Source organism: Planococcus alkaliphilus, assembly GCF_057031095.1.
In genome coordinates, this window is record NZ_CM168060.1 from 3,534,674 (window position 1) to 3,556,059 (window position 21,386).

Consider the following 21,386-nt stretch of genomic DNA (forward strand, 5'->3'; position numbering starts at 1 on the left):
CATGCCAGAGACACATGATTTTAAAAGTAGGAGGTTTTAACATATGCACACCGAGAATCTGCTTGAAGAATTTAATTTTCAAAATGATTTATTTGAATTTAAACAAGAACGGCCCCTGCAAAACATGACATTTGTCTTGTTCGGAGCAACAGGAGATTTAGCACAGCGCAAGTTATTTCCCGCTCTGTACAATCTATATCTGGACGGGAAGTTACCTGAAACCATCTCCGTTGTCAGTACCGGCAGAGACTATTGTTCGGATGAAACCTTTCAGTATAAAGTGGAAAAAGCACTTCGCAGCTATTCGAGAAGAGCCATTCACGCTTCATCTTTGCCGGATTTCTTAGAGAAATTCCGGTACTGCAGCTTTGATGCAACAGAAAAAGAGTCTTACCACAAGTTGCGCGAACTTATAGAAAACAGGGAGAAAGAATTGGGCATTCCACAAAACCGGCTGTTTTATTTGTCTGTGGCCCCCAGTTTAATTGATATTATTACGTCCAACCTTAATACGAGCGGACTCAGTCAAAACAAAGGGTGGAAACGTCTCATTGTTGAAAAACCGTTTGGAAACGACCTGGAAACAGCTAGAAAATTAAATGAACATTTGAGCCACGTGTTCCGTGAAGAGGAAATCTACAGAATTGATCATTACCTCGGGAAGCCTATGGTACAAAATCTAAGAACTTTAATCTTGGCGAATCCGATCTTGGAATCTTTGTTGAATCATAAACAAATCTCAAATGTCCAAATTACAGCAAGTGAGACTGTAGGTGTAGAAAACCGGGCTGATTATTATGATAAGGCAGGAGCCATCCGAGATATGGTTCAAAACCACCTTCTTCAGTTGGTCACAATGACAGCCGTTTATCTATCTGATAACTTAATGAAAAATAAGAAGCGAGTGAAAAAGACAGACATCATGGCCTCTCTCCAACCCATCCGGAAAGACAAAGCATACCAAAGCGTTGTCCGCGGCCAGTATGGTCCGGGAGAGGTTCAGGGCAACCCTGTCATTGGCTACAAAGAGGAGCCGAGGGTTAATGATTCCTCAACGAATGATACTTTTTTTGCGGCACGTCTATCTATCAATCATCCATCCTGGCAGGGGATTCCCTTTTATATACGAACAGGTAAACGGATGAAACTGAAGTCGACACAGATTGTTATTGAATTTGAAAACAAGCTGATGGATTCCAATGCACAGCAAGGAACGGCTCCAAATCTGATGATTCTTGAAATCAGTCCAAACGAAAGCATTTCGCTGCGCGTTAACTTAAAAGATCCTTCTAGCAATCGCTACAAGCCTGCTTGGATCAATTTTACAACAAACTCAAAAGATCAGCCGGAAGCTTATGAACTTCTGCTCTATGATGCACTGTGCGGCAATTCAACATTCTTTGCCGATTGGAGAGAAGTGGAACTATCATGGAAGTGGATTCAACCACTATTAGAAGCTTACCAAGAGGAGTTATTGCCTCTATATTCTTATCCAGCCGGTTCAACAGGTCCAGAAATGGCAAATGAGTTATTGCTGACGGATCAATCGAAGTGGTGGTAAAAAATAGTTCATTCAAAAGGAGAGAGATTACATGCCCGTTTCATTTGATTTCACCAATGTATTATCGTTTATGACGAATAGCGAGTTTGAAAATATTAGCGAATTTGTCAAACAAGCGCATAACCAACTTCACCAGCAGACAGGACCGGGTTCTGACTACTTGGGGTGGATCGACTGGCCGATTAACTATGATAAAGAAGAGTTTCTCCAGGTGAAACTGGCTGCCGAAAGAATTCAGCAACAGTCAGATGCGCTGATTGTGATTGGCATCGGCGGCTCTTATCTAGGTTCCAAGGCAGCAATAGAAGCCTTATCGCATACGTTCCATAACCAAGTTAAAGGAAATACGGAAGTTTATTTTGCCGGACATAACATTAGCCCAGCTTATATCACACATTTGCTTCAGATACTGGAAGGGAAAGACATTTCAATCAATGTGATCTCCAAGTCAGGCACGACCACTGAACCCGCTTTAGCATTCCGGATATTCCGCACCTTTCTGGAAAAAAAGTATGGAAAAAAAGAAGCCGGAAGCCGAATTTATGTCACAACCGACCGGAGCAAAGGCGCGCTTCGGAATCTTGCAGTTGAAGAAGGATACGAAACATTTGTCATTCCTGATAATATCGGAGGACGATACTCCGTTTTGACTCCAGTCGGTTTACTTCCGATGGCTGTAGCCGGGCTTAATATCGACCAAGTGATGCAGGGGGCAAAAGCTGCTTACCACAAATACAACAATCCCGTACTCGCTACAAACGAAAGCTACAATTAGCTGCAGTAAGGAATATTTTTTATAATAAAGGAAAATCGATTGAACTGTTTGTAAGCTACGAGCCTGGCCTGCTTTCTACTGCAGAATGGTGGAAACAACTTTTCGGGGAAAGTGAAGGGAAAGATGAAAAAGGACTCTTCCCCGCTTCTGTCAATTTCTCCACTGATTTACATTCAATGGGGCAGTATGTGCAGGAAGGGCGCCGTCTATTCTTTGAAACAGTTTTGCAAGTGAAGAAACCTTCCCTCGATCTTGTCATACAAGAAGATCCAGCCAATATGGATGGGTTGAACTTCTTAGCAGGAAAAACGATGGATGAAGTGAACAAAAAAGCGGCACTTGGAACTTCCCTTGCTCATATCGATGGAGGTGTGCCGAATCTGGTCATTGAGCTAGACGAACTCAATGAATTCACCTTTGGCGAAATGATTTATTTCTTCGAAAAAGCCTGCGCGATCAGCGGCACTTTACTCGGTGTCAATCCATTTGACCAACCAGGGGTAGAGGCATATAAAACCAATATGTTTGCATTGCTTGGCAAAGAAGGATTTGAAAAAGAAAGAGAAAAGCTGGAAAATCGGCTGTGGCCGTCTGGCAACTCACAAAACGATGAGGTGAAAATACAATGAAGCAGCAAATTGGAGTCATCGGTTTAGGGGTAATGGGAAAAAACTTAGCCCTGAACATGGAGAGTAAAGGTTATTCTGTATCTGTCTATGATTATTGGACAGACCGAATCGACGAATTAGCTGAAAAAGAAGCACAAGGAAAAAAGATTTTGGGAGCATACAGTGTTGAAGAGTTTGTCCTTTCATTGGAAACCCCCCGCAAAATCTTGGTGATGGTGAAATCTGGAGACACGACGGATTCGGTCATTGAATCCCTCCTTCCCCACCTTCAATCAGGGGACATTCTAATAGACGGAGGAAATTCGTTTTTTGAAGACACGAATAGGCGAACAGCAAAATTACAAGAAGCAGGCTTGCACTTTCTAGGCGCCGGAATTTCCGGCGGAGAAGAAGGTGCCCGCAACGGTCCTTCCATCATGCCCGGTGGACCGAAAGAAGCATATGAACAAGTCAAACCTATTCTGGAAGCAATTTCGGCAAAAGTAGATGACACTCCTTGCAGTGCCTATATGGGTCCTGATGGAGCTGGCCATTACGTCAAAATGGTCCATAACGGCATCGAATACGGGGATATGCAATTGATATCCGAAGCCTATTTCATCATGAAACACGCGCTTGGCCTTTCTGTCCTAGAAATGTCCACTATATTCTCGGATTGGAACAAAGGGGAGCTTGACAGTTACCTTGTCGAAATTACCGCCGATATTTTGAACAAGCGGGATGAAGATACCGGGAAGCCGCTTGTTGATCAGATTTTGGATGTGGCCGGACAGAAAGGGACTGGGAAATGGACAAGCCAAAACGCGTTGGATTTAGGTGTTTCCCTTCCAATCGTCACAGAGTCCGTTTTCGCAAGGTTTATTTCCTCGGTCAAGGAAGAACGGGTCGCGGCAAGCAAAATTCTGCAAGGCCCTGAACCGAAAAAACTGGCAGGCGACTCCCAAGAAATGATTGAAGCCATCCGCAAAGCCTTATACATGAGTAAAATCTGCTCGTATGCCCAAGGTTTTGCCCAAATGCGTGCGGCATCTGAAGAGTATGGCTGGAATATTCCTTACGGGGATGTTGCCATGATCTTCCGTGGAGGATGCATCATCCGGGCGCAATTCCTGCAAAAGATCAAAGAAGCATTTGACGGCAATCCCGAACTGCCTAACTTATTAATTGATCCATATTTCCAGGAGATTATAGGGGAGTATCAGCATTCTCTGCGAAAAGTGCTGACGCTGGCCATTCAGCAAGGAATTCCGGCTCCTGCTTTTTCAAGCGCATTGGCCTACTACGACAGTTACCGCTCTGAAACATTGCCCGCTAACTTGATCCAGGCGCAGCGGGATTATTTTGGTGCTCATACGTACCAGCGTGTAGACAAAGAAGGTTTCTTCCACACCGAGTGGCAAGTAAAATAACCAGAAACAATAAGTATGTAGAAGCTTGTTAGAACATCACGTAATCAGACTGAAAGGCCTGTTGGAAAAAGAAAGTTTTCCAGCGGGCTTTTTTGAATACATTGCAGCCTCCATGCTCATTGACGCCTTCTCCGATAGATTTTAATTGTCGATAAACAATTATCCGGAATCTGGATCCTTCAGGAAAATCATCTTTTTATGTTTGAAACTTTAACTCTATGAAAAAATTCTACCGTTAAAAGGGGCGGAATCCCTAAAAGAACCAATCTGCTAAAGGGTATGCTATTTTGATTATTTTTAAGTTGATAAACTACCGCAGATCTAAAATGATAGCACTCGCTCGATGCATTCCTACAAGAGCAAGCGAACCGGTAAATTCGGCAAAAAAACAAACGCCCCTAAACATTTGGGGCGTTTGTTCGTATAAAATCTCCACTTTTTTATGGGGTTACGGTTTTAGGATGACTTTCGTGCAATCATCCGTATGGTCATTGAAAATCTTATAAGCATCGCTTGCTTTTTCAAGCGGCATTATATGGGAAATGATTTCACGCGGATCAAATTCACCGTTTTCAATTTTTTCGTACAGCATCGGCATCAAATGAATAACCGGTGCCTGTCCCATCTTCATCGTCACGTTGCGTTCGAACATATTGCCGAGTGGGAACATATTGTACGTAAGACCGTAGATACCGGTCAGCTGGATAACGCCGAATTTGCTGACGGCATCTTTGGCAATATCGATGGCACTAAGTGTTCCGCCTTGCAGCTTCAGTTTCTGCTGGACTGCTTCAGCCGTGGATTTTTTGCCGTCCATCCCTACACAGTCAATAACGACACGCGCACCGCCGCTTGTAATTTCATGAATGTATGCACCCATATTGTCATACTGGTTGAAATCGAATACCTCTACGTTATTCATCTTTTTCGCCAGATTCATGCGATATGGAACTTCGTCAACTGCAATCACGCGTTTGGCGCCTTTCATCCAGGCAAATTTCTGTGTCATTAAGCCAATCGGTCCACAACCGAGTACCACGACCGTATCGCCCTGTTTTACTCCTGCATTCTCCACGCTCCACCAAGCGGTTGGCAGAACATCCGACAAGAAAAGCAACGACTCGTCTTCAAGTTCTGAGGATTCCGGAATGACGTACGGCATGAAGTTGCCATAAGGAACCCGCAAGTACTCTGCCTGACCACCCGAGTAACTACCATAGCGTTCAGTAAATCCGAAGTAGCCACCCGTATCAAAATGAGGGTTGCCGTTTGAGTTGTCGCACTGGCTTTCCAGATCATGGTTGCAATAGAAGCATTGCCCACAGCTGACATTGAACGGCAGTACAATCCGGTCGCCTTTTTTCACCTTGGTGACTTCTGGTCCTACCTCTTCTACGATTCCCATCGGTTCATGGCCGATTACATAATCTTTTCTGGCAGGTAAAGCTCCTTGATAAATATGTAAATCGGATCCACAAATCGCGGTTGAAGTAATTTTTACAATGATATCGTCCTTTTTTTCAAGTTCAGGATCTTTCACGTTTTTCACTTTCATGTCCTTCACGCCTTGAAAAGTTACGGCTTTCATCTTCATCCCTCCATTTTATCTTACTACAGTCTCCTTTCCCTTCCTCTTTTTAAATAAACTTATTAATCAGAAAAAAGTGATTTACTCTCGGCTTCTCACAACACCATGCGTACCCTTCGGCATACGGTGGTTCATTTAAGACGCATAATCAGTTTCTATCAATTTCTTCTGCATTTTCAAAAGTTTTTTTATATGGGGCATTTAACTTCCTATATACATTTCAATGCGTTTCTCCTAATTATAATCAATCCAGAATTAGTTAACTATACAACAACGAAAATAGAACCGTTCGTAAAAGTACACTTAAACGAAAAAAAGGATAGAAGCTAATTCTATCAGCTGCTATCCTTCCGATAATCCCTCATATATTATCTAAAAGGAAGTGAAAGTATTCTTTCTTGGAATGCTGGTGAGGCAGTTACTTATCCACTCATTGATTGCCTCTTTGTTTGGTAAGCTTTATAGTCTATTTATTGAATGTGCATGAGGAGGACTTACATGATACGGATACTCGCGGTAGATGACGATTTACATATGCTGAATTTCGTTTCAGCCGAACTTCGCCAAATTGGTTATGAAGTAATTGAAGCCGATTCAGGAGAACAAGCTTTATCCTGCTTAAAATCCACGAGCGTAGATTTAGCGGTGGTGGATGTCATGATGCCGGGCATTGACGGATTTGAACTCACGCAAATATTGCGGAAAGACTACAATCTTCCCGTTATCTTGCTTACGGCTCGTCATCATATCGAAGACAAGGAGCGCGGATTCTTAGCCGGTTCTGACGATTATTTGGTTAAACCTTTTGAAGCAAAGGAATTGCTGTACCGGGTCAAAGCCATTTTGCGGAGATACGATCATCCTGCAGAAGATGTATTGATCGTCGGTTCGTTGACCATTGATTTTAAAAGCTACGAAGTCCGATCAGATCAAGGAATACTCCTCGTCCCCCTGAAGGAATTCGAATTGCTCACACTGCTCGCCTCCAAACCCAGACAAGTTTTGAGTCGGGATCTGATAATTGAACGAATTTGGGGCATTGATTTCCAAGGCGATGAACAGACTGTAAATGTGCACATCAAACGGTTGCGCGGTCGCTTGGAACGTTTCGCATCTGATGTTCAGATTACGACGGTACGGGGCGTCGGCTATAAACTCGAGGTGAATCCATGAGCCTTTACGTCAAATTCATTTGGTTCACTTTTGCGACGATGCTCATTAGCAGCATCATTTCCTTTTTTGCGATGAACACCTATTACCACCAGCACTTGAAAGCAGAGAATAACGACAAAAACCTGGCTATTGCGTCTTCGATTGCCGAATTCGTCGAAGGTGTACCGGTGGATCAAATCGAAGCTACATTTCAGATGCTAGGCGATGCGGGTTACCAGCTGTATCTCACAGATGGCAACACTGTAAATCGCTATGGTGCGGAGTTCCGTGACGAAACGATTGATGAGGCGGACATTCAGCACGTTCTCCAAGGCGATACCTTTAACGGCATCCGCGAATTTCCGCGGCAAACTTTCGTCACCGGATTTTTCGCCAACGAGCTGGAAAATTCCATCGGTGTCCCGTTGGAAGCGAATGGGGAAAACCGTGCACTCTTTTTGAGGCCGGATATTAAGCTTCTGTTCCAGGAACTTCATCTCTTATTTGGCGGCTTGGCAGTCGGCATCATTATCTTGAGTTTTATCGGCATGCTGCTGGTGGCACAATTATTGATTCAGCCGATTACCAAATTAACGGAAGCAACGGAAAAGATGGGTACGGAAACCTTTGACGTCCCCCTTTCCATCCATCGAAAAGATGAAATTGGGCGGTTGGCCGATCAGTTTGTTACCATGCGTATGCGAGTTGAACAATCCATATTAAAACGCAAAGAGTTCGTGCACAATGTGTCACATGACATCCAATCCCCTCTTCATACCATTCAAAGCTATTTATCCCTTCTCCAACAGAGCGGAAGCGGAGAAGAAGAGAAGAAGAAATATGCAGAAATTATCCAGGAAGAAACGACGCATTTGTCCCTGTTGACCAATCAATTGCTTACGTTGGCATCTTTTGATAAAGAAGTGCAGGAGCTCACTGAAGTGATTTCCATCGACCAGCAAGTGCGGGACATCCTGTCCCATCTTCGCTATGCATTTGATGAAAAAGAGCTTGGAATTTCAGCCCAATTGGCATCTGTAAAGGTGAAGGGAAATGCCGTCCTTCTTCAAACAGTCTGGGAGAATTTATTGACCAATGCAATCAAATACAGCGAGCCGGGCGGCGCTATTGAAATCCGTTTAAGTTCTGCTCTCGAGGAGATGACGCTGGAAATTCGGGATGAAGGGATCGGCATGACCGCGGACGAAGCGACCCTTGCATTTGATCGCTTTTACCGGGCAGATCAGGCTCGGGTGCGTTCACTGAAAGGATCGGGTTTGGGATTGGCCATCGTAAAGGAGATTGTCGAATTGCACGAAGGCACAATTGAAATTAAAAGCATACCGAAAACGGGGACGACCGTACAGGTAAAACTCCCTCTTTTGTAATACGTCAGTTACTGTCTGTTCAGTTTTCTTTACAACATTCTGGATACAAACAAAAGTGGAACAGTAAGCAGAAGCCAACCGCGCGAAAATAATGTGCTGTTGGCTTTTTTGTCTTTCATTTGTTTTATTTTCACTGGTCAACTGCCCCATCACGAATTCCTTTGCGAAATGTAACACCACGTTCATCTTCCGTTCATCTAAGCCCTTTAAACTGAGGTTAATAAAGAAATTGGAGGCTTACAGATGAACATGGCATGGAAAGAAATTAAAAAAAGCAAAGTGAAATTTATGATTCTGGGCTCAATCGTATTTCTCGTCAGTTTTTTGACGTTCATTATTTCGGGTCTTGCGAACGGGTTGTCCCAGGACAATGCCGCATTAATCAAAGATTTGCCGGATGGCCAATTCTATATGGATAAAGACGCGGAAGAAACGTATAATCTGTCGCTGATTGACCCTAATACCCAAGAAGCGGTCTTGAAGGAACAAGAAGGGGCTGCTGCGCTGTCCATTCAAATGGGATTCTTGAATGACGAAGCAGACAAACAGCGCAGTGTCGCGTTTGTCACTTCAACGGACTCGGAGTTGTTTGAAAACGTCCAAGCAGGTGAAATTATCCTGGACCGTTCTTTGGAAGATGAAGGATTAAAAGTCGGAGATACGCTGACCAACAATCAATTCAGCGGCGAATTTACTGTGAAGGGATTTGTCGATCAGCAAAAGTACAGCCATGCTCCAGTCGCTTTCATCAATATGGAGAACTACAAAGAGATGTACCGGGTAAATGAAATGCAATTGATATTTATTCCAGATGGAGACGAAACCCCAGTCATCGATGGGCTGCAATCGTTTTCGAACAGTGAGTTCCTCAATACGATTCCCAGTTATAGTGCAGAACAGCTATCCCTCAACATGATCGTCTGGTTTCTCGTTGTGATCAGTGGATTGTTATTCGCCATATTCTTCTACATGATGAATGTGCAAAAAATCGGATTGTATGGAATTCTGAAAGCAATCGGCGTGAAGACAAGTACGTTATTTAAAATGATGTGGACGCAGATGTTCTTTATCACCGTCATTGCACTGGCGTTGTCGATTGCGCTCAGCCAAAGTTTCAACTTTATCGCACCGGACGGCATGCCGTTCAGCTTAACCGCAGTGACCACGGTCCAATTGTCCATCGTATTCCTCGTCATCGGTTTTGTCGGCGCTACCCTGTCAGGCATCCAGATCAAAAAAGTCGAACCGCTGCAAGCGATTCAACAAGGAGAGGTGTAATATGACCATTTTCACGATCAATGAACTCAGAAAAACGTTTACAACCGGAGAAGTCTCAGAAGAAATATTAAAAGGGATTAACCTGACGCTGCAGCAAGGTGAAATTACCGCACTTGTCGGTGCTTCCGGATCCGGCAAAAGCACGTTGCTGACAATCGCCGCTGGGCTCCAGCCGGCTTCAGACGGAAAAATCCTGTTCAATGGACAGAATATGACGGATATGAACCAGGAGCAAATTCGAAGAATCAGGGCTCGTGACTTTGGCTTTGTCTTTCAGTCAGCGCACCTCGTCCCTTTTCTTACTGTAGAAGAACAGCTGGCTCTGATGCTCGAAGTAGCGGAAACGACGTTAAAAAAAGGGCAGCAACAAAAGGAAATTGCCGATATCCTGAAACTGATCGGCATGGAACATCGGAAATCGGCGTACCCCGCGTCTTTATCAGGCGGTGAACGACAACGGGTAGCGATTGCCCGGGCCATCATCCACAAGCCTCAGATGCTTTTTGCGGACGAACCGACGGCTAGCCTGGATTCAAAACGGTCAAAGGATGTCATGGAACTGATCCGCAATTTGACGAAAACGTTGAACATCACCACGTTGATGGTAACGCATGACGAGGAGATGCTGGCGTATGCCGACAGCGTCATTACAATGAAAGATGGTTTGGCCGAGTGACGTGTACGCTATTCTTTTTGTTTCCCGCTTAAGCAGTTGCAACAGTATAATACGAGAACCAAAAATTAGAAACTAATCTATCTCGAACCAATAAAATAGATTGACTTTTCCAATTAGCATTTGATAAGTTAAGTTGTATAAATAAGAATCTATGACGAGAAAGAGTAAGAGAAGATGACTGTTCCTCAGAGAGTCGGCGCCTGGTGGAAGCCGATGGACAGATCTTATCCGAAAATCATCTCCGAGATGCAAAGCTGAAATAGTAAGATTTGCCGGATTTCCTCCGTTATCGGGAAGATGTATGATTGTACGTCGACTAAGCGCCGGAATGTTTCTTTTGTATGGAACTTGCGGAATATGGGTGGTATCGCGAGCTAAACTCGTCCCTTTTTTAAGGGACGGGTTTTTTTATACAAAAAATTGAGTATGGCGGTAAAAAAATAGCAGTCACAGTTGTTTTGAGGCTGTAACAGCTAGAAATATGCAACTAAAATTCAGGAGGAATTATGATGAATCGAACCAATGTCGTATTTGCAGGATTTATGCTTTTTTCTTTATTTTTCGGGGCTAGAAATCTGATCTTCCCCCCTCTTCTCGGTTTGGAATCCGGAAGCAGCTTTGGACCAGCGATTACCGGTTTCCTTTTCACAGGTGTTCTATTGCCATTTATGGCCATTATGGCTGTTGCTTTGTCCGATGTTGGCTCTTCCTGCTTCTGTGAACTTGACGCCAGGTATAGTTTTTATAAAAGCCTGAACTCCCCATAAACATCCACCTGCTAAATAGATTACTTCCATTTATCGACGTTAAGCGATGATTGTTGATTTTCCCATAAATCGAAAGAGACTAGCCTATTCCTTAAAAGAAGTTTATCTTCGACTAGAGTTTTTAATTCCTCTGAAGATGGATAAATTCGATGCCAACATGAGTCCTGCCGCTGATATCTGCTAACTGCTCTGGCTCTGGCTCTTGCCTTCCTGTAGAGATAATATGCAACTTTTTAATTTCCATGTATTTTTTCCTTAACTCCCTCCCTAGTGCATAAAAAATACCCGGCAAGTAAAAAAAACCACTCCAGCGATGGAGTGGTTTTGATCATATTTTAGGAATAGATAAAATACATAGCAACCACTTCCCTACGCTAGTTTCAACTAGATCAGGTTCAAAGGGTCCGGATTGCTCCATCTCAGTCTTAAAAAGACTCCCCTAGTGTTTTTATATTCAATTCTCAGAATATCTAAAGTAAGGGTATCATTTCTCGTGAAATATATCCAGTTCATTCTGATTATTGTTAATTAAATACTATTAATCGTAAATGGATACTTATACGAACAAGAAGAAAAGAACTTCTTATATGGCCCCTTTTCTTCCAAGAACTGATGGCATGTATACTGCGTATCAGTCTAAACTTCTTTAATTATTCCTTTTAATAGAACACTTTATGTACTCCACCTCCCCTATTGCATTAGCACATTTGGCCTGATATTACTTCATCATCTTCTCATAATTATCAACAGAGGTTCTTATAAAATTTTATTGAAAAAATAACAGGACTCAATGGATTTATTTTTGAAAAAGCAATTTTGCGAAACCCTTTTGCATATGCTCCGATTCACGTGAGAAAATCTTGCATCCCACGAATTTAATTTGTTAGTTAAATGAGTGTATGACTAGCGTTGCCTAAACTGTGTCGGAGAATTCATCCTCCCCACTAATTCCTTCATCAAGCTTAAATATGTTTCCAGTTTTTCAATTTGATTTTTCTATTCTTCTCATTCAGTTCTTATCTCGTCTCTATATTATGAGAATTATGATCCAGTGGTTTGTATACCAAGAGAAGAATGTAAAAATGCAACCCATGGGCATCTATTGCCTTATTATCCTTAACCATCATAAAAATTTCCATACTTATAAGGGAACTAATAAAGACAAGGCTCCTACTCATTTGGATAGAGTTTGCCTGGAACTACTTCCTTTTTTGTCGGAATTGTAATAGCTTTAGTTGAAGTGACCATTTTGATTGGCTAAAAGAAGGAGGAGTTATTTCATGAGCAGCAGATTATTAGAAAGTATAGAACCTAAAGAAGTTTTTCGGTACTTCGAAGACTTGACCAGAATCCCGCGTTGTTCTGGAAAAGAAGAAAATGTGGTAGCTTACTTGATCGGTTTTGCCGAGCAACACGGATTTGATTGGTGGAAGGACGAAAAACTGAACATCGTCATTAAAAAACCTGCCACAAAAGGATACGAATCAAGACCAACTATCATCTTGCAAGCTCATACAGATATGGTGTGCGAAAAGGATAAAGAGACTGTGCACGATTTTGACACCGACCCGATAAAAATCGAAATCGAGGAAGACCGAATTATCGCAAAAGAAACAACGCTGGGCGCAGACGATGGAATAGGAGTTGCACTGGCATTGGCCCTCTTGGCCGATAAAGATGCAGAGCATCCGAATGTGGAATTAATATGCACTAGTGATGAAGAAAGGGGACTCGTCGGCGCCGAACACTTTGACATGGCAAAGATGGAAGGCGATGTGCTGATTAACTTGGATGCCAACGAGGAAGGGAAATTTGTTGTTGGCTGTGCAGGAGGCCCAGTCGTCAGAATTGAGGTCCCGTTAGAGAGAACAACCATTGTTCCAAACGGAATGACAGTATTGAATATAAGCATCCGCGGGTTGACAGGTGGTCATTCCGGAGAGGACATACACCGAGGACGGGTCAATTCCAACAAGCTGATGGCGAGAACCTTGGTGTCACTCAGCCATGAAGTAAACTACATGCTTGGAGACATAAGCGGCGGCATTCATTATAATGCAATCCCGCGGGAAACAGAAGCGGTAATTTTCGTGAATGCTCAAGAGAAACAAAAAGTAATTGAGACAGTTCTGTCCTACCGAACAACCTATAAAAACGAATATAGGGTGACAGAACCCGATATGGAAATCACAGTTCAAGAATGCCTGGACGGCCCGGACAATTTTCTATCTGATTTATCTAAGAAAAGACTTTTAGACTTTCTTTATCTCAGTCACAGCGGAATTGTCCGAATGGATGCGGAAATCGCTGGTGCTGTTGAGAGTTCGGTCAACTTGGGCACAATTCATTTAGAGAATGAGACTGCGGTCATCCAGATGATGACAAGAAGTTCTTTGGAAAGTGCTTACAAAGAGATTTACAATCAGATTGCCTATTTGACTGAGTGTGTGGGCGGGACAGTCCATATAATGGCGGATTGTCCGGAATGGGAATACAACCCATCTTCAGAGGTGAAAAAAGTCTTTCACAAGGTCTACCAGGAAATGTTCGGCAAAGCACCTGAATTCTTCATTTTGCATGCCGGTCTTGAATGTGGTGTGTTTGCTAAAAAAACAAACCGCCCGATGGATATGATTGCAGCTGGACCGACATCCAAAAATTTACATATGCCAGGGGAAAACCTCTCTATTTCTTCCGTCCAAAATTTCTGGAGATTCTTTAAAGAAGTTGTTAAGCATATATAAATGAATGACCCGACAACTTATTCATAGCTATAGAATGCTAAAAAGCAGCCTTCATGGCTGCTTTTCGTGTCTTTTTAGACGGAGACAGCGCTGCTTTATTCTTATTAGCAGCGATTTTATCAGTCTTGCTGAACCGGTCCTCTTCATGATGTTCGCATTTGTCCTATCTTCTAGCTTACTGGGGTTTCTACTTTTACATCTGTCGGCAAACTCAGGCCACTTAAAAAAGAGGGGATTTCATGGGCCTACCCCTTACAGAGATGGTCTATTTCTTTTCAAAATTGTACCTGCCCCATTGTTACAGAAGACTCAAGGTTTGGGATATGCTCTACCCTCAATCAGCGAAGCCCTGCCCACTGCTCCTAATCTTTCTACGCACTAACAATATATACGTTTAAATTTTTTTGCAAACCACTTGTCTTAAGGAATCCATTGTAATCCATAATAATAAAATTGTTCAAAAGTGGAGGTTTATTTATTAATAACAAACTAAAAGGATTCATGTAGTTGTTTAAGCAGGAGAGAACCTGCTCTTTGAGCAGCATAACTTTTTCTGTCCCTTCGAAGCAAGGGGCTTCCGATAATTGCTCATATGTTAACTAAAAATAAATATCGTAAAAATTTCATTTATTTCTTGAACCTTACGTAGGGTAATGTTTTATAGTAAAACTAGCTTACTTTTGCAAAGGGGGGAATCGTTATGCAAAATCTCATTGTTAAGGCATTAATTAATGAAGAACAGATTCGTCTATATTTTATTGATAATACCCAGCTGCTTCAAAATATCTTTGCTTTAAACCAGGAACTTCCTAGACCTCTTAAACTGATGTTGGGCAAAACGGTATCCGCGATGAGCATACTCTCTGGTACGCTCAAAGGGAACCAGCGAATGAGCCTCCAGATAACGTTGAGCAACTCTCACCATAAAATTTTTGCGGAAGCAGAAGCAAATGGAAATGTCAGAGGATACCTGAATGAGGAACTTTTGAGATCCTCTGAAATAGAAGAAAAGTCGATGCAAGACTTGATTGGACCTTCTGGGATGATCCGTGTCATAAAGGGTTCTGAGATGAATCAATTCACCAGCATTACCGATATGCCAAATCAAAATATCACGGATGATATCGCCAACTATTTTATCCAGAGTGATCAGACGCCGACCTATCTTTATTCCGACATTCAGTTGGATAATGGAGCTTCCCTTCTTTCCAGCCATGCACTATATGCACAACTACTTCCCGGTGCACCACCACAACTGCTTTCAGAAGTGAAAATGATTATAAAAGCAAATCCGGATATTTTCAGTAAACTAAACGCTGAAAAAGCGAGTGACAGCGAAGAAGCGTTAACCCAGTTGTTTGGAGATGCAAAAATCATCGGCCATAGCTCCTGTCAATTTTTCTGCGGGTGCAGTAAAGAAATGTTCTATGGCATGCTTTATTCATTGAGTGAAGAGGAAATCAAACGGAGCATTGAACGAAAGGAAGACATTGAAGCTTTTTGCCATATTTGCGGGAAAACCTACACGTTTGAGCAAAAGGAGATGCAGCAACTCTTCTAACTTCGAATTTCTCGGTTTTAGTTGGTGAATAGAAATGTTGTTAAATGGAGGCTAAGCGAATGAAGGAACATTGGAAAGTCGGAGAAGTTGCCGAATTGGCGGGTTTAACGATTCGAACTTTACGCTATTACGATCAAATCTGTTTATTTTCACCTTCTCAGTATACGGAGTCAGGGCATCGGCTTTACACAAAAGCAGATTTGGTACGCCTTCAGCCAATTTTGTCCTTAAAGCAGATGGGAATGTCATTAGAAGAAATACAACTTCTATTGTCTAATCCGGAGGAACAAACCGTTGCGGAGATTTTGCAAACCCAAATTTCTCGAGTCAAAAAAGAGATAGAGGTTCAGCAAAAACTAGTAGCGGAGTTGGAAAATGCGTTATCGGCTGCACGCAGCAATCGGACCATGTCTATTTCAGAACTTACAAAATTAATGGAGGCGCTGAAAATGAATAAGGAAAAATACTTTTCGAAGCAGCAATTGGATATCATGGAAAGCAGATATGAAAATGCCGACAAAAAACTTTTAAAGCAGGCAGAGCAAGAATTTAACGGTCTTATCAAGGAAATTCGTTTGGAAAAAGAAAAAGGCGCTTCTCCTACCGATCAAAAAGTACAGCATTTAGCGAAAAAATGGAATGACATCGTGAATACCTTTTCCGAAGACGATAGGACTTTCCGCAAGCAAGCCGAACATTTCCACGCCGAAAACCCGGGGAACGAACTGCAATATGAAATAGATGGCGAGCTATACCAATTTATCAATCAAGCTTTGAATCATAAGTGATTTTAAATGAAAGGAAGAGAAAAAGCTGATAAGTTGGCTTCCCTCTTCCTTTCTTGTATTTGTTTTTAAAGAACTTCCGATAACTTTGCGATATGTAAACTTATATTCTTTCAAAAGCGCGAATTTATATCCATACAGAATAGCCTTTTGAATGTATCATTTTTTCTAGCAACTCCATTCTTATCTCTCGCTCTTCGAAGATCGGTGAAATAAAGGTGTTGAATGTAACTTAATGCTAATTAAGTTACATTCAACACTCTATAAACGGTTCGTCAAAATTCCTCTTTTTTGAAAAAATGAAACTCAATTGGAAATCAGACAGTATATTCCTAGATTATTCACCAAAATCTTTAAAACACTTCTAATCACATATGTACCAAGCATTCTCTCTATTGTTATCCCTCACCTAAAAAGTGAAAAAAGAGTACAAAAAAAGGGAAGCCTCTGTTATGTTCAAAGTGTCTAAACCCAAACATTGGAGGTTCCCTTATGGCTACTTTAAACGAAATGAAAACAAACTTCAACCCTACTTTGAAAATAGGTCTATCCCATGAAAGAATTACTTCGGATGGAGGGCTTATGCTTTATAAAGAGGCCGCACAAAAGATCGGCTATTTCCAATCTCTTCATAACACCCTGCATATTCAAGATAACCGGAATTTCCATGAACATAGCTATCCGTCCGTTGTTGAGCAACTTGTCTTTCAACATCTAGCGGGATATCACCGCGATCACGCTGCGAAACACCTTGTGGACGATCCCACATTTACTCTGGTTACAGAAAAGGACTACTTGGCTAGTCAACCAACCCTTAACCCTTTCTAGAACATATGGTGTTCTCACATCCGAAAACATAGACCAAAGCAATGATTTCCTCCTTCAGGCAAGTATCGATGTTCATCAACGTTTAGATCAACAACAGCTCACGATCGATGTCGATTCCACGTATTTTCAAACCTATGGAAATCAGGAAAAAAGTGCCTTTAACGTGCATTACAAAACAACTGGATTTCACCCCTTGTTAGCGTTCGATTGTATGACAGGTATGTGTCTCCGTGCGGTTAATCGCTCTGGAGAACAATATACATCGAAAGGGGCGGAAGACATGGTGACAGATATTATCGAAGGATACTTAAACAAGCTTCCGCATATGGATATTCTCGTCCGTGGTGATAGTGGATTTGCCATCCCTTCCTTGTATAAAACATGCGAAGCGAAACAAGTTCATTATGTCATTCGGCTAAAAGCAAACGCAAAACTTCATTCCATGGCGGAAGAAATAAGCCCTGCCCCTTCTCCTTCTTCTGAACATGGGGAGGTTCATTATGATGAATTTGACTATCAGGCAAGTTCCTGGGATCGTCCAAGAAGAGTAGTTGTTCGATATGAAAGGCAAGCAAACGAACTTCTCTTTACCCATACTTTCATTGTGACGGGCCTGACTTCCGAACCAAAGATGATTTTCCGGCTTTACAAAAAACGAGGAGAAATGGAGCTGTTTATTAAGGAAGCCAAAAATGATTTTGGCTGTAAATATACAAGCAGCCATGATTTTACGGCCAACTGCGCAAGAATGATGATCGCCCTCATCGCCTATAACTTACATATCGCTGCGAAGAATCTATTCTTTACTGCCGCGCTTAAATCGTTTCGGATGGGAACGTTTAGAAGCTTGGTAATCAAAATAGGAGCGAAACTTACGAAATCGGGCCGTTATCTTCATTTGAAACTGTCGAAATCCTTCGTCTACCAGGAAGAGTTCTTTAAGACGCTGCGGTTGATCCAAACCTAAAACATTATAAAGTCCCCTGAAATTTTGAAATTCATTCACGTACAAGGGTGAAGTCTGCCCTTTTTTAGGTCAACTCGCCATCAAAGAAGCGTTTCATATATAAAAATCTCATTTTTCTTCTATTGTCCAAGCAAAGAACGTGATACATTCCTTACAAACAGCTGATTTCTTGAAATCCAGGAGATTTTCTTTGATTATTATGGTGCTATGAATAATCTAGGTTTAAAAATGTTCTCATAAAGACAGAATCATCTGCAAGCAGAATTGTTTTCAAATTAAATAGCACCCTTCTCTATAATTCAGGCAAATTATGAAAGGGAAATTACAGGGAGAATCCTGGCGGCCCGGCTACCATGGCGTGAATATGCTGTAAGTCCGTGACTTTGCGTCTTTTACTTTCGTAAAATTTGCCCCATTAGGTATATTAGCACATATAAATTTGTCGATAAATAGCGAATTGAGTAAAATGTACTATTTTACTAAAAAATTTCAAAAAAGAACTACTAAAATTTTAGAACTATTCTATTATTTATTCTTTCATAAATGAGTTTCGATTTCGCTCAGCCATCCATTTTGTCAACGAACGTGACAGGTTAGTGGAAAATCGTTTTAACATATTGAGCGGTGGCTAGAAAAAAAGAGAGCTCAGATATGTAGTAGATAAAATAAGGAGTAAATTTGGTGCAGATTCTCTTGTAAGCGCTGTGTTATATACATCCATCGGTAAGGCCGTGCATCGTTCTAAACTTGTACAAGGCCATAAAAAGTTGCGATTAAGAGAACTTCTTCTTACCCAAATCATTTTAATTTATACTTTGGGTATTAACTGAAACGGTATAAAATAGGTAGCTGTAAATGATTTCTCCTAGTTTTTATTCCATTAATCGGATTAATTGATAAATAAAAAGAAGCAGTTTGTCCGCTTCCCCTCCCTATAGGTGTTCCACTTTATATAGCTCACGCCAAAACTAATAATCAAAAAACTGCCATCCACTGTCTCTGGACAGATACGATGGCAGCGATAATATGACTTTATTTAGGAAGCTTGGAAGCAAGTACGTCAATATTTTCAATCACTGGTGGCTCTGCGAAAAGTTCAGGAGCTTTCTCCATCAATGCCGCAGCCACTTGACCAGAAAGGTGTGCTTGACGACCTGTGTCGTCCGGGAATGCGTCAAAGATGCCGAATGTCGTAGGTCCAAGTCGGATCGCAAACCATGCGATCGTTTCTGACTCCTCCTGAACCACAGGTAGGGCCCCACGTAGGAAGCTTTCAACTTCCGCTTCTTTTCCAGGTTTTGCTTCAAGTCGAACCAATAGCGCTACATTAACCATTTTTCTACCTCCTCCTCAAATTAGAAACTTCATCCATTAATATATCACATAACATTCCATCTTTAAAAGTACACACTTTATTGTTACATAGTATAAAAAAGTATACTATATCCTGAATTATTCACAGATTTTCTAAAATAGGCTAATATCGCCTATCTAATCAGCTTTCTCGTTCAAATTTAATGCATTAAAAAAATGAAAAAAGAATCCACTTCTGATAAAGTTAAATCACCATAAAATAGCCATCAGAAAGGATTCTTATAATGGCTACTTTACCCCAATTAACTCTTGATTTCAATCGTCAAATTAAAGTAGCGAATGATGGAGGTTCTCTTTCCTCTGATACAGGTGAATTCATCTTTAGAGAATTCGATGAGAAAATGGGTTTCTCAAAGACGTTGGCTAAACACTTAAACTTGAAAGATTCCAGAACTTACTTTGTTCATTCAAATGAAAATTTACTTCGTCAAAAGATCTATCAAATGATTGCCGGCTATTCAGAAGATGACGCTGCTGACCAGCTAACGAATGATCCTGTGTTCACCCAAATCATTGGAACACCGGCCTTAGCTTCCCAGCCTAGTTTATCTCGCTTTTTTAGACGGTTTGATCAAACATCTATCGAACAATTAGAACGGGCCAATCAAGAGCTGATCGATAAAGTTCATACGTTCAGAGATTCTAAAGCACTTATCTTTGATTTGGATTCAACTCATTCAGATACCTACGGGCATCAAGAGTCAGCGGCTTACAATGCTCATTATGGAACCATTGGTTTCCATCCATTAGTCGCTTTTGATGGTGTAACCGGCGACTTTTTGAAGGCAAAGCTGCGTTCTGGAAATGTGTACACTTCTAACGGTGTAATTGAATTTATACAACCACTTATTGAACATTACAACGAGAAATTCCCGGAAACTTCATTATTTGTTCGCGGAGATAGTGGTTTTGCCGTCCCTGCTTTATATGATTTGTGCGAAAAAGAATCGGTTTATTACGTCATTCGACTAAAGTCTAATGCTCAACTTCAACAGATTGCGGAAGAATACCGTCCTACCTCTTTGCCTTCAGATGTCACAAAGACCGAATGCTATTTTGAAGAAACGATTTATCAAGCGAAGTCATGGTCTAAACCTAGAAAAGTGATTATACAATCGATACGTCCAGCAGGTGAACTGTTGTTTATCCATTCATTTTTTGTGACCAATTTAGAAGTTGCCTTTTCTCCAAAAGATATCGTCCGTGCGTACCAAAAAAGAGGGACGATGGAGAACTATATCAAGGAGGCCAAGAATGGTTTCAAATTCGATCAAATGAATAGTCATTTTTTTCAAGTGAACGAGGTAAGAATGATGTTGAGTCTTCTAGCTTATAACTTAACGAATTGGCTGCGAACCCTTGCTTTACCACCTGAACAAAAGAAGATGCAAATTGAAACTATTCGAACACGACTTATTAAAGTGGCAAGTAAGTTAGTAAAGTCAGGGAGATCCCTACACTTTAAATTATCTTCAAGTTTTGTCTATCAAAACTTCTTTTGGAAGGTGCTTGGCCGAATTCAAAGATTACAGATAGAATAACCTGCTCATTTGACACGTTTTTAAAATCAGGGTTAATTCCAAGGGAGAAGTCTGCCCAAAAAGGGTAATTTTCAGAACTGAATTCTGAAAAAACTGTATCCAAGAAAAAAATAAACACCATTCTTTCAAAAGAACGGAAATCTAATCGACTTTTGGCTAGAACCATGCCTTTTGACGAAGGTATGAATAATTCAGGATATTAATAATATCAGTCTTAAAAAGTTTAAAGGAGACGATGAACATAAAATTTTTTTACTGGAATCTGTCGGATAGGGAGAAATTTATTCGGTCACTTTGGACAGGTGTATTGGCAGTAGGATTTTTATATTTTGCTGCTTACATGTATGAAGGTGGCTCATTCGT

14 protein-coding genes, 4 pseudogenes, 2 riboswitches and 1 other annotated feature are annotated in these 21,386 nt (G+C 41.4%); of the genes and pseudogenes, 15 read left to right on the plus strand and 3 right to left on the minus strand.

The window, feature by feature from the left end:
- The first annotated feature begins 43 nt into the window (after window positions 1-43).
- The 3 genes and pseudogenes from zwf (at window position 44) to gndA (ending at window position 4,374) form a co-directional block, all read left to right on the plus strand.
- The gene (zwf, locus tag AC2EXB_RS18475) at window positions 44-1,561 is read left to right on the plus strand and encodes a glucose-6-phosphate dehydrogenase (protein WP_483602721.1); all 1,518 of its coding nucleotides are present in this window, start codon (window positions 44-46) and stop codon (window positions 1,559-1,561) included.
- A gap of 31 nt (window positions 1,562-1,592) precedes the next feature.
- A pseudogene (locus AC2EXB_RS18480) lies at window positions 1,593-2,965 on the plus strand (glucose-6-phosphate isomerase).
- Window positions 2,962-4,374: an NADP-dependent phosphogluconate dehydrogenase gene (gene gndA / locus AC2EXB_RS18485; protein ID WP_483602723.1), complete on the plus strand. Its 1,413-nt coding sequence runs from the start codon at window positions 2,962-2,964 to the stop codon at window positions 4,372-4,374. The pseudogene AC2EXB_RS18480 and the gene gndA overlap by 4 nt, the downstream one beginning before the upstream one ends.
- Window positions 4,375-4,822: 448 nt before the next feature.
- Here the strand turns inward: gndA and AC2EXB_RS18490 are convergent, their stop codons facing one another.
- Complete coding sequence (locus AC2EXB_RS18490; protein WP_101801550.1) at window positions 4,823-5,962, minus strand: zinc-dependent alcohol dehydrogenase; 1,140 nt, start codon at window positions 5,960-5,962, stop codon at window positions 4,823-4,825.
- Window positions 5,963-6,460: 498 nt separating this feature from the next.
- On the opposite strand from AC2EXB_RS18490, the gene AC2EXB_RS18495 reads away from it, so the two are divergent.
- The 5 genes and pseudogenes from AC2EXB_RS18495 to AC2EXB_RS18515 form a co-directional block, all read left to right on the plus strand.
- A complete protein-coding gene (locus tag AC2EXB_RS18495) occupies window positions 6,461-7,135 on the plus strand; it encodes a response regulator (protein ID WP_483602725.1) in 675 nt (224 codons plus the stop codon).
- Window positions 7,132-8,502: a sensor histidine kinase gene (locus AC2EXB_RS18500; RefSeq protein ID WP_483602726.1), complete on the plus strand. Its 1,371-nt coding sequence runs from the start codon at window positions 7,132-7,134 to the stop codon at window positions 8,500-8,502. The genes AC2EXB_RS18495 and AC2EXB_RS18500 overlap by 4 nt, the downstream gene beginning before the upstream one ends.
- Window positions 8,503-8,745: 243 nt before the next feature.
- Window positions 8,746-9,780 (plus strand): ABC transporter permease, encoded by a 1,035-nt coding sequence (locus AC2EXB_RS18505; RefSeq protein WP_483602728.1) that lies wholly within the window; start codon window positions 8,746-8,748, stop codon window positions 9,778-9,780.
- Window position 9,781: 1 nt separating this feature from the next.
- Window positions 9,782-10,456, plus strand: a complete 675-nt coding sequence (locus AC2EXB_RS18510) for an ABC transporter ATP-binding protein (protein WP_483602730.1) — start codon at window positions 9,782-9,784, stop codon at window positions 10,454-10,456.
- 142 nt (window positions 10,457-10,598) lie between these two features.
- Window positions 10,599-10,847, plus strand: a binding site (T-box leader).
- A gap of 151 nt (window positions 10,848-10,998) precedes the next feature.
- Window positions 10,999-11,097, plus strand: a pseudogene (locus AC2EXB_RS18515) (branched-chain amino acid transport system II carrier protein); the annotation flags it as partial.
- A gap of 30 nt (window positions 11,098-11,127) precedes the next feature.
- Here AC2EXB_RS18515 and AC2EXB_RS18520 read toward each other — a convergent pair.
- Window positions 11,128-11,253, minus strand: a pseudogene (locus tag AC2EXB_RS18520) (peptide-methionine (S)-S-oxide reductase); the annotation flags it as partial.
- A 319-nt stretch (window positions 11,254-11,572) separates the two neighbouring features.
- Window positions 11,573-11,674, minus strand: a riboswitch (TPP riboswitch).
- Window positions 11,675-12,503: 829 nt separating this feature from the next.
- Here AC2EXB_RS18520 and pepD point away from each other — a divergent pair.
- From pepD to AC2EXB_RS18550, 6 genes and pseudogenes are all read left to right on the plus strand, one after another.
- The gene (pepD, locus tag AC2EXB_RS18525) at window positions 12,504-13,967 is read left to right on the plus strand and encodes a beta-Ala-His dipeptidase (protein WP_483602732.1); all 1,464 of its coding nucleotides are present in this window, start codon (window positions 12,504-12,506) and stop codon (window positions 13,965-13,967) included.
- A 700-nt stretch (window positions 13,968-14,667) separates the two neighbouring features.
- Complete coding sequence (locus AC2EXB_RS18530; RefSeq protein WP_483602734.1) at window positions 14,668-15,528, plus strand: Hsp33 family molecular chaperone HslO; 861 nt, start codon at window positions 14,668-14,670, stop codon at window positions 15,526-15,528.
- Between the two features lie 59 nt (window positions 15,529-15,587).
- Window positions 15,588-15,743, plus strand: a pseudogene (locus tag AC2EXB_RS18535) (MerR family DNA-binding transcriptional regulator); the annotation flags it as partial.
- 27 nt (window positions 15,744-15,770) lie between these two features.
- Window positions 15,771-16,316 (plus strand): TipAS antibiotic-recognition domain-containing protein, encoded by a 546-nt coding sequence (locus AC2EXB_RS18540; RefSeq protein ID WP_483604788.1) that lies wholly within the window; start codon window positions 15,771-15,773, stop codon window positions 16,314-16,316.
- Window positions 16,317-16,805: 489 nt separating this feature from the next.
- Window positions 16,806-17,141, plus strand: coding sequence for a transposase (locus tag AC2EXB_RS18545; RefSeq protein ID WP_483602736.1), 336 nt, complete (start codon window positions 16,806-16,808; stop codon window positions 17,139-17,141).
- Window positions 17,065-18,108: an IS1380 family transposase gene (locus AC2EXB_RS18550; RefSeq protein WP_483602738.1), complete on the plus strand. Its 1,044-nt coding sequence runs from the start codon at window positions 17,065-17,067 to the stop codon at window positions 18,106-18,108. Before AC2EXB_RS18545 ends, AC2EXB_RS18550 begins: the two co-directional genes overlap by 77 nt.
- Window positions 18,109-18,443: 335 nt before the next feature.
- Window positions 18,444-18,530: riboswitch (cyclic di-GMP riboswitch) on the minus strand.
- 610 nt (window positions 18,531-19,140) lie between these two features.
- Here AC2EXB_RS18550 and AC2EXB_RS18555 read toward each other — a convergent pair.
- Entirely contained in the window at window positions 19,141-19,443 is a 303-nt protein-coding gene (locus AC2EXB_RS18555; protein WP_204591910.1) for a putative quinol monooxygenase, read from the minus strand.
- A gap of 263 nt (window positions 19,444-19,706) precedes the next feature.
- Here AC2EXB_RS18555 and AC2EXB_RS18560 point away from each other — a divergent pair, with 263 nt between their 5' ends.
- A complete protein-coding gene (locus AC2EXB_RS18560) occupies window positions 19,707-21,023 on the plus strand; it encodes an IS1380 family transposase (RefSeq protein ID WP_483602740.1) in 1,317 nt (438 codons plus the stop codon).
- Window positions 21,024-21,386: the final 363 nt, after the last annotated feature.

Coding starts and splice junctions, on each gene's coding strand:
- AC2EXB_RS18540 (WP_483604788.1), top strand. CDS start 15,771: ATGTCATTAGAAGAAATACAACTTCTATTGTCTAATCCGGAGGAACAA.
- AC2EXB_RS18505 (WP_483602728.1), top strand. CDS start 8,746: ATGAACATGGCATGGAAAGAAATTAAAAAAAGCAAAGTGAAATTTATG.
- AC2EXB_RS18555 (WP_204591910.1), bottom strand. CDS start 19,443: ATGGTTAATGTAGCGCTATTGGTTCGACTTGAAGCAAAACCTGGAAAA.
- AC2EXB_RS18530 (WP_483602734.1), top strand. CDS start 14,668: ATGCAAAATCTCATTGTTAAGGCATTAATTAATGAAGAACAGATTCGT.
- zwf (WP_483602721.1), top strand. CDS start 44: ATGCACACCGAGAATCTGCTTGAAGAATTTAATTTTCAAAATGATTTA.
- AC2EXB_RS18560 (WP_483602740.1), top strand. CDS start 19,707: ATGGCTACTTTACCCCAATTAACTCTTGATTTCAATCGTCAAATTAAA.
- AC2EXB_RS18545 (WP_483602736.1), top strand. CDS start 16,806: ATGGCTACTTTAAACGAAATGAAAACAAACTTCAACCCTACTTTGAAA.
- gndA (WP_483602723.1), top strand. CDS start 2,962: ATGAAGCAGCAAATTGGAGTCATCGGTTTAGGGGTAATGGGAAAAAAC.
- AC2EXB_RS18510 (WP_483602730.1), top strand. CDS start 9,782: ATGACCATTTTCACGATCAATGAACTCAGAAAAACGTTTACAACCGGA.
- pepD (WP_483602732.1), top strand. CDS start 12,504: ATGAGCAGCAGATTATTAGAAAGTATAGAACCTAAAGAAGTTTTTCGG.
- AC2EXB_RS18495 (WP_483602725.1), top strand. CDS start 6,461: ATGATACGGATACTCGCGGTAGATGACGATTTACATATGCTGAATTTC.
- AC2EXB_RS18490 (WP_101801550.1), bottom strand. CDS start 5,962: ATGAAAGCCGTAACTTTTCAAGGCGTGAAGGACATGAAAGTGAAAAAC.
- AC2EXB_RS18500 (WP_483602726.1), top strand. CDS start 7,132: ATGAGCCTTTACGTCAAATTCATTTGGTTCACTTTTGCGACGATGCTC.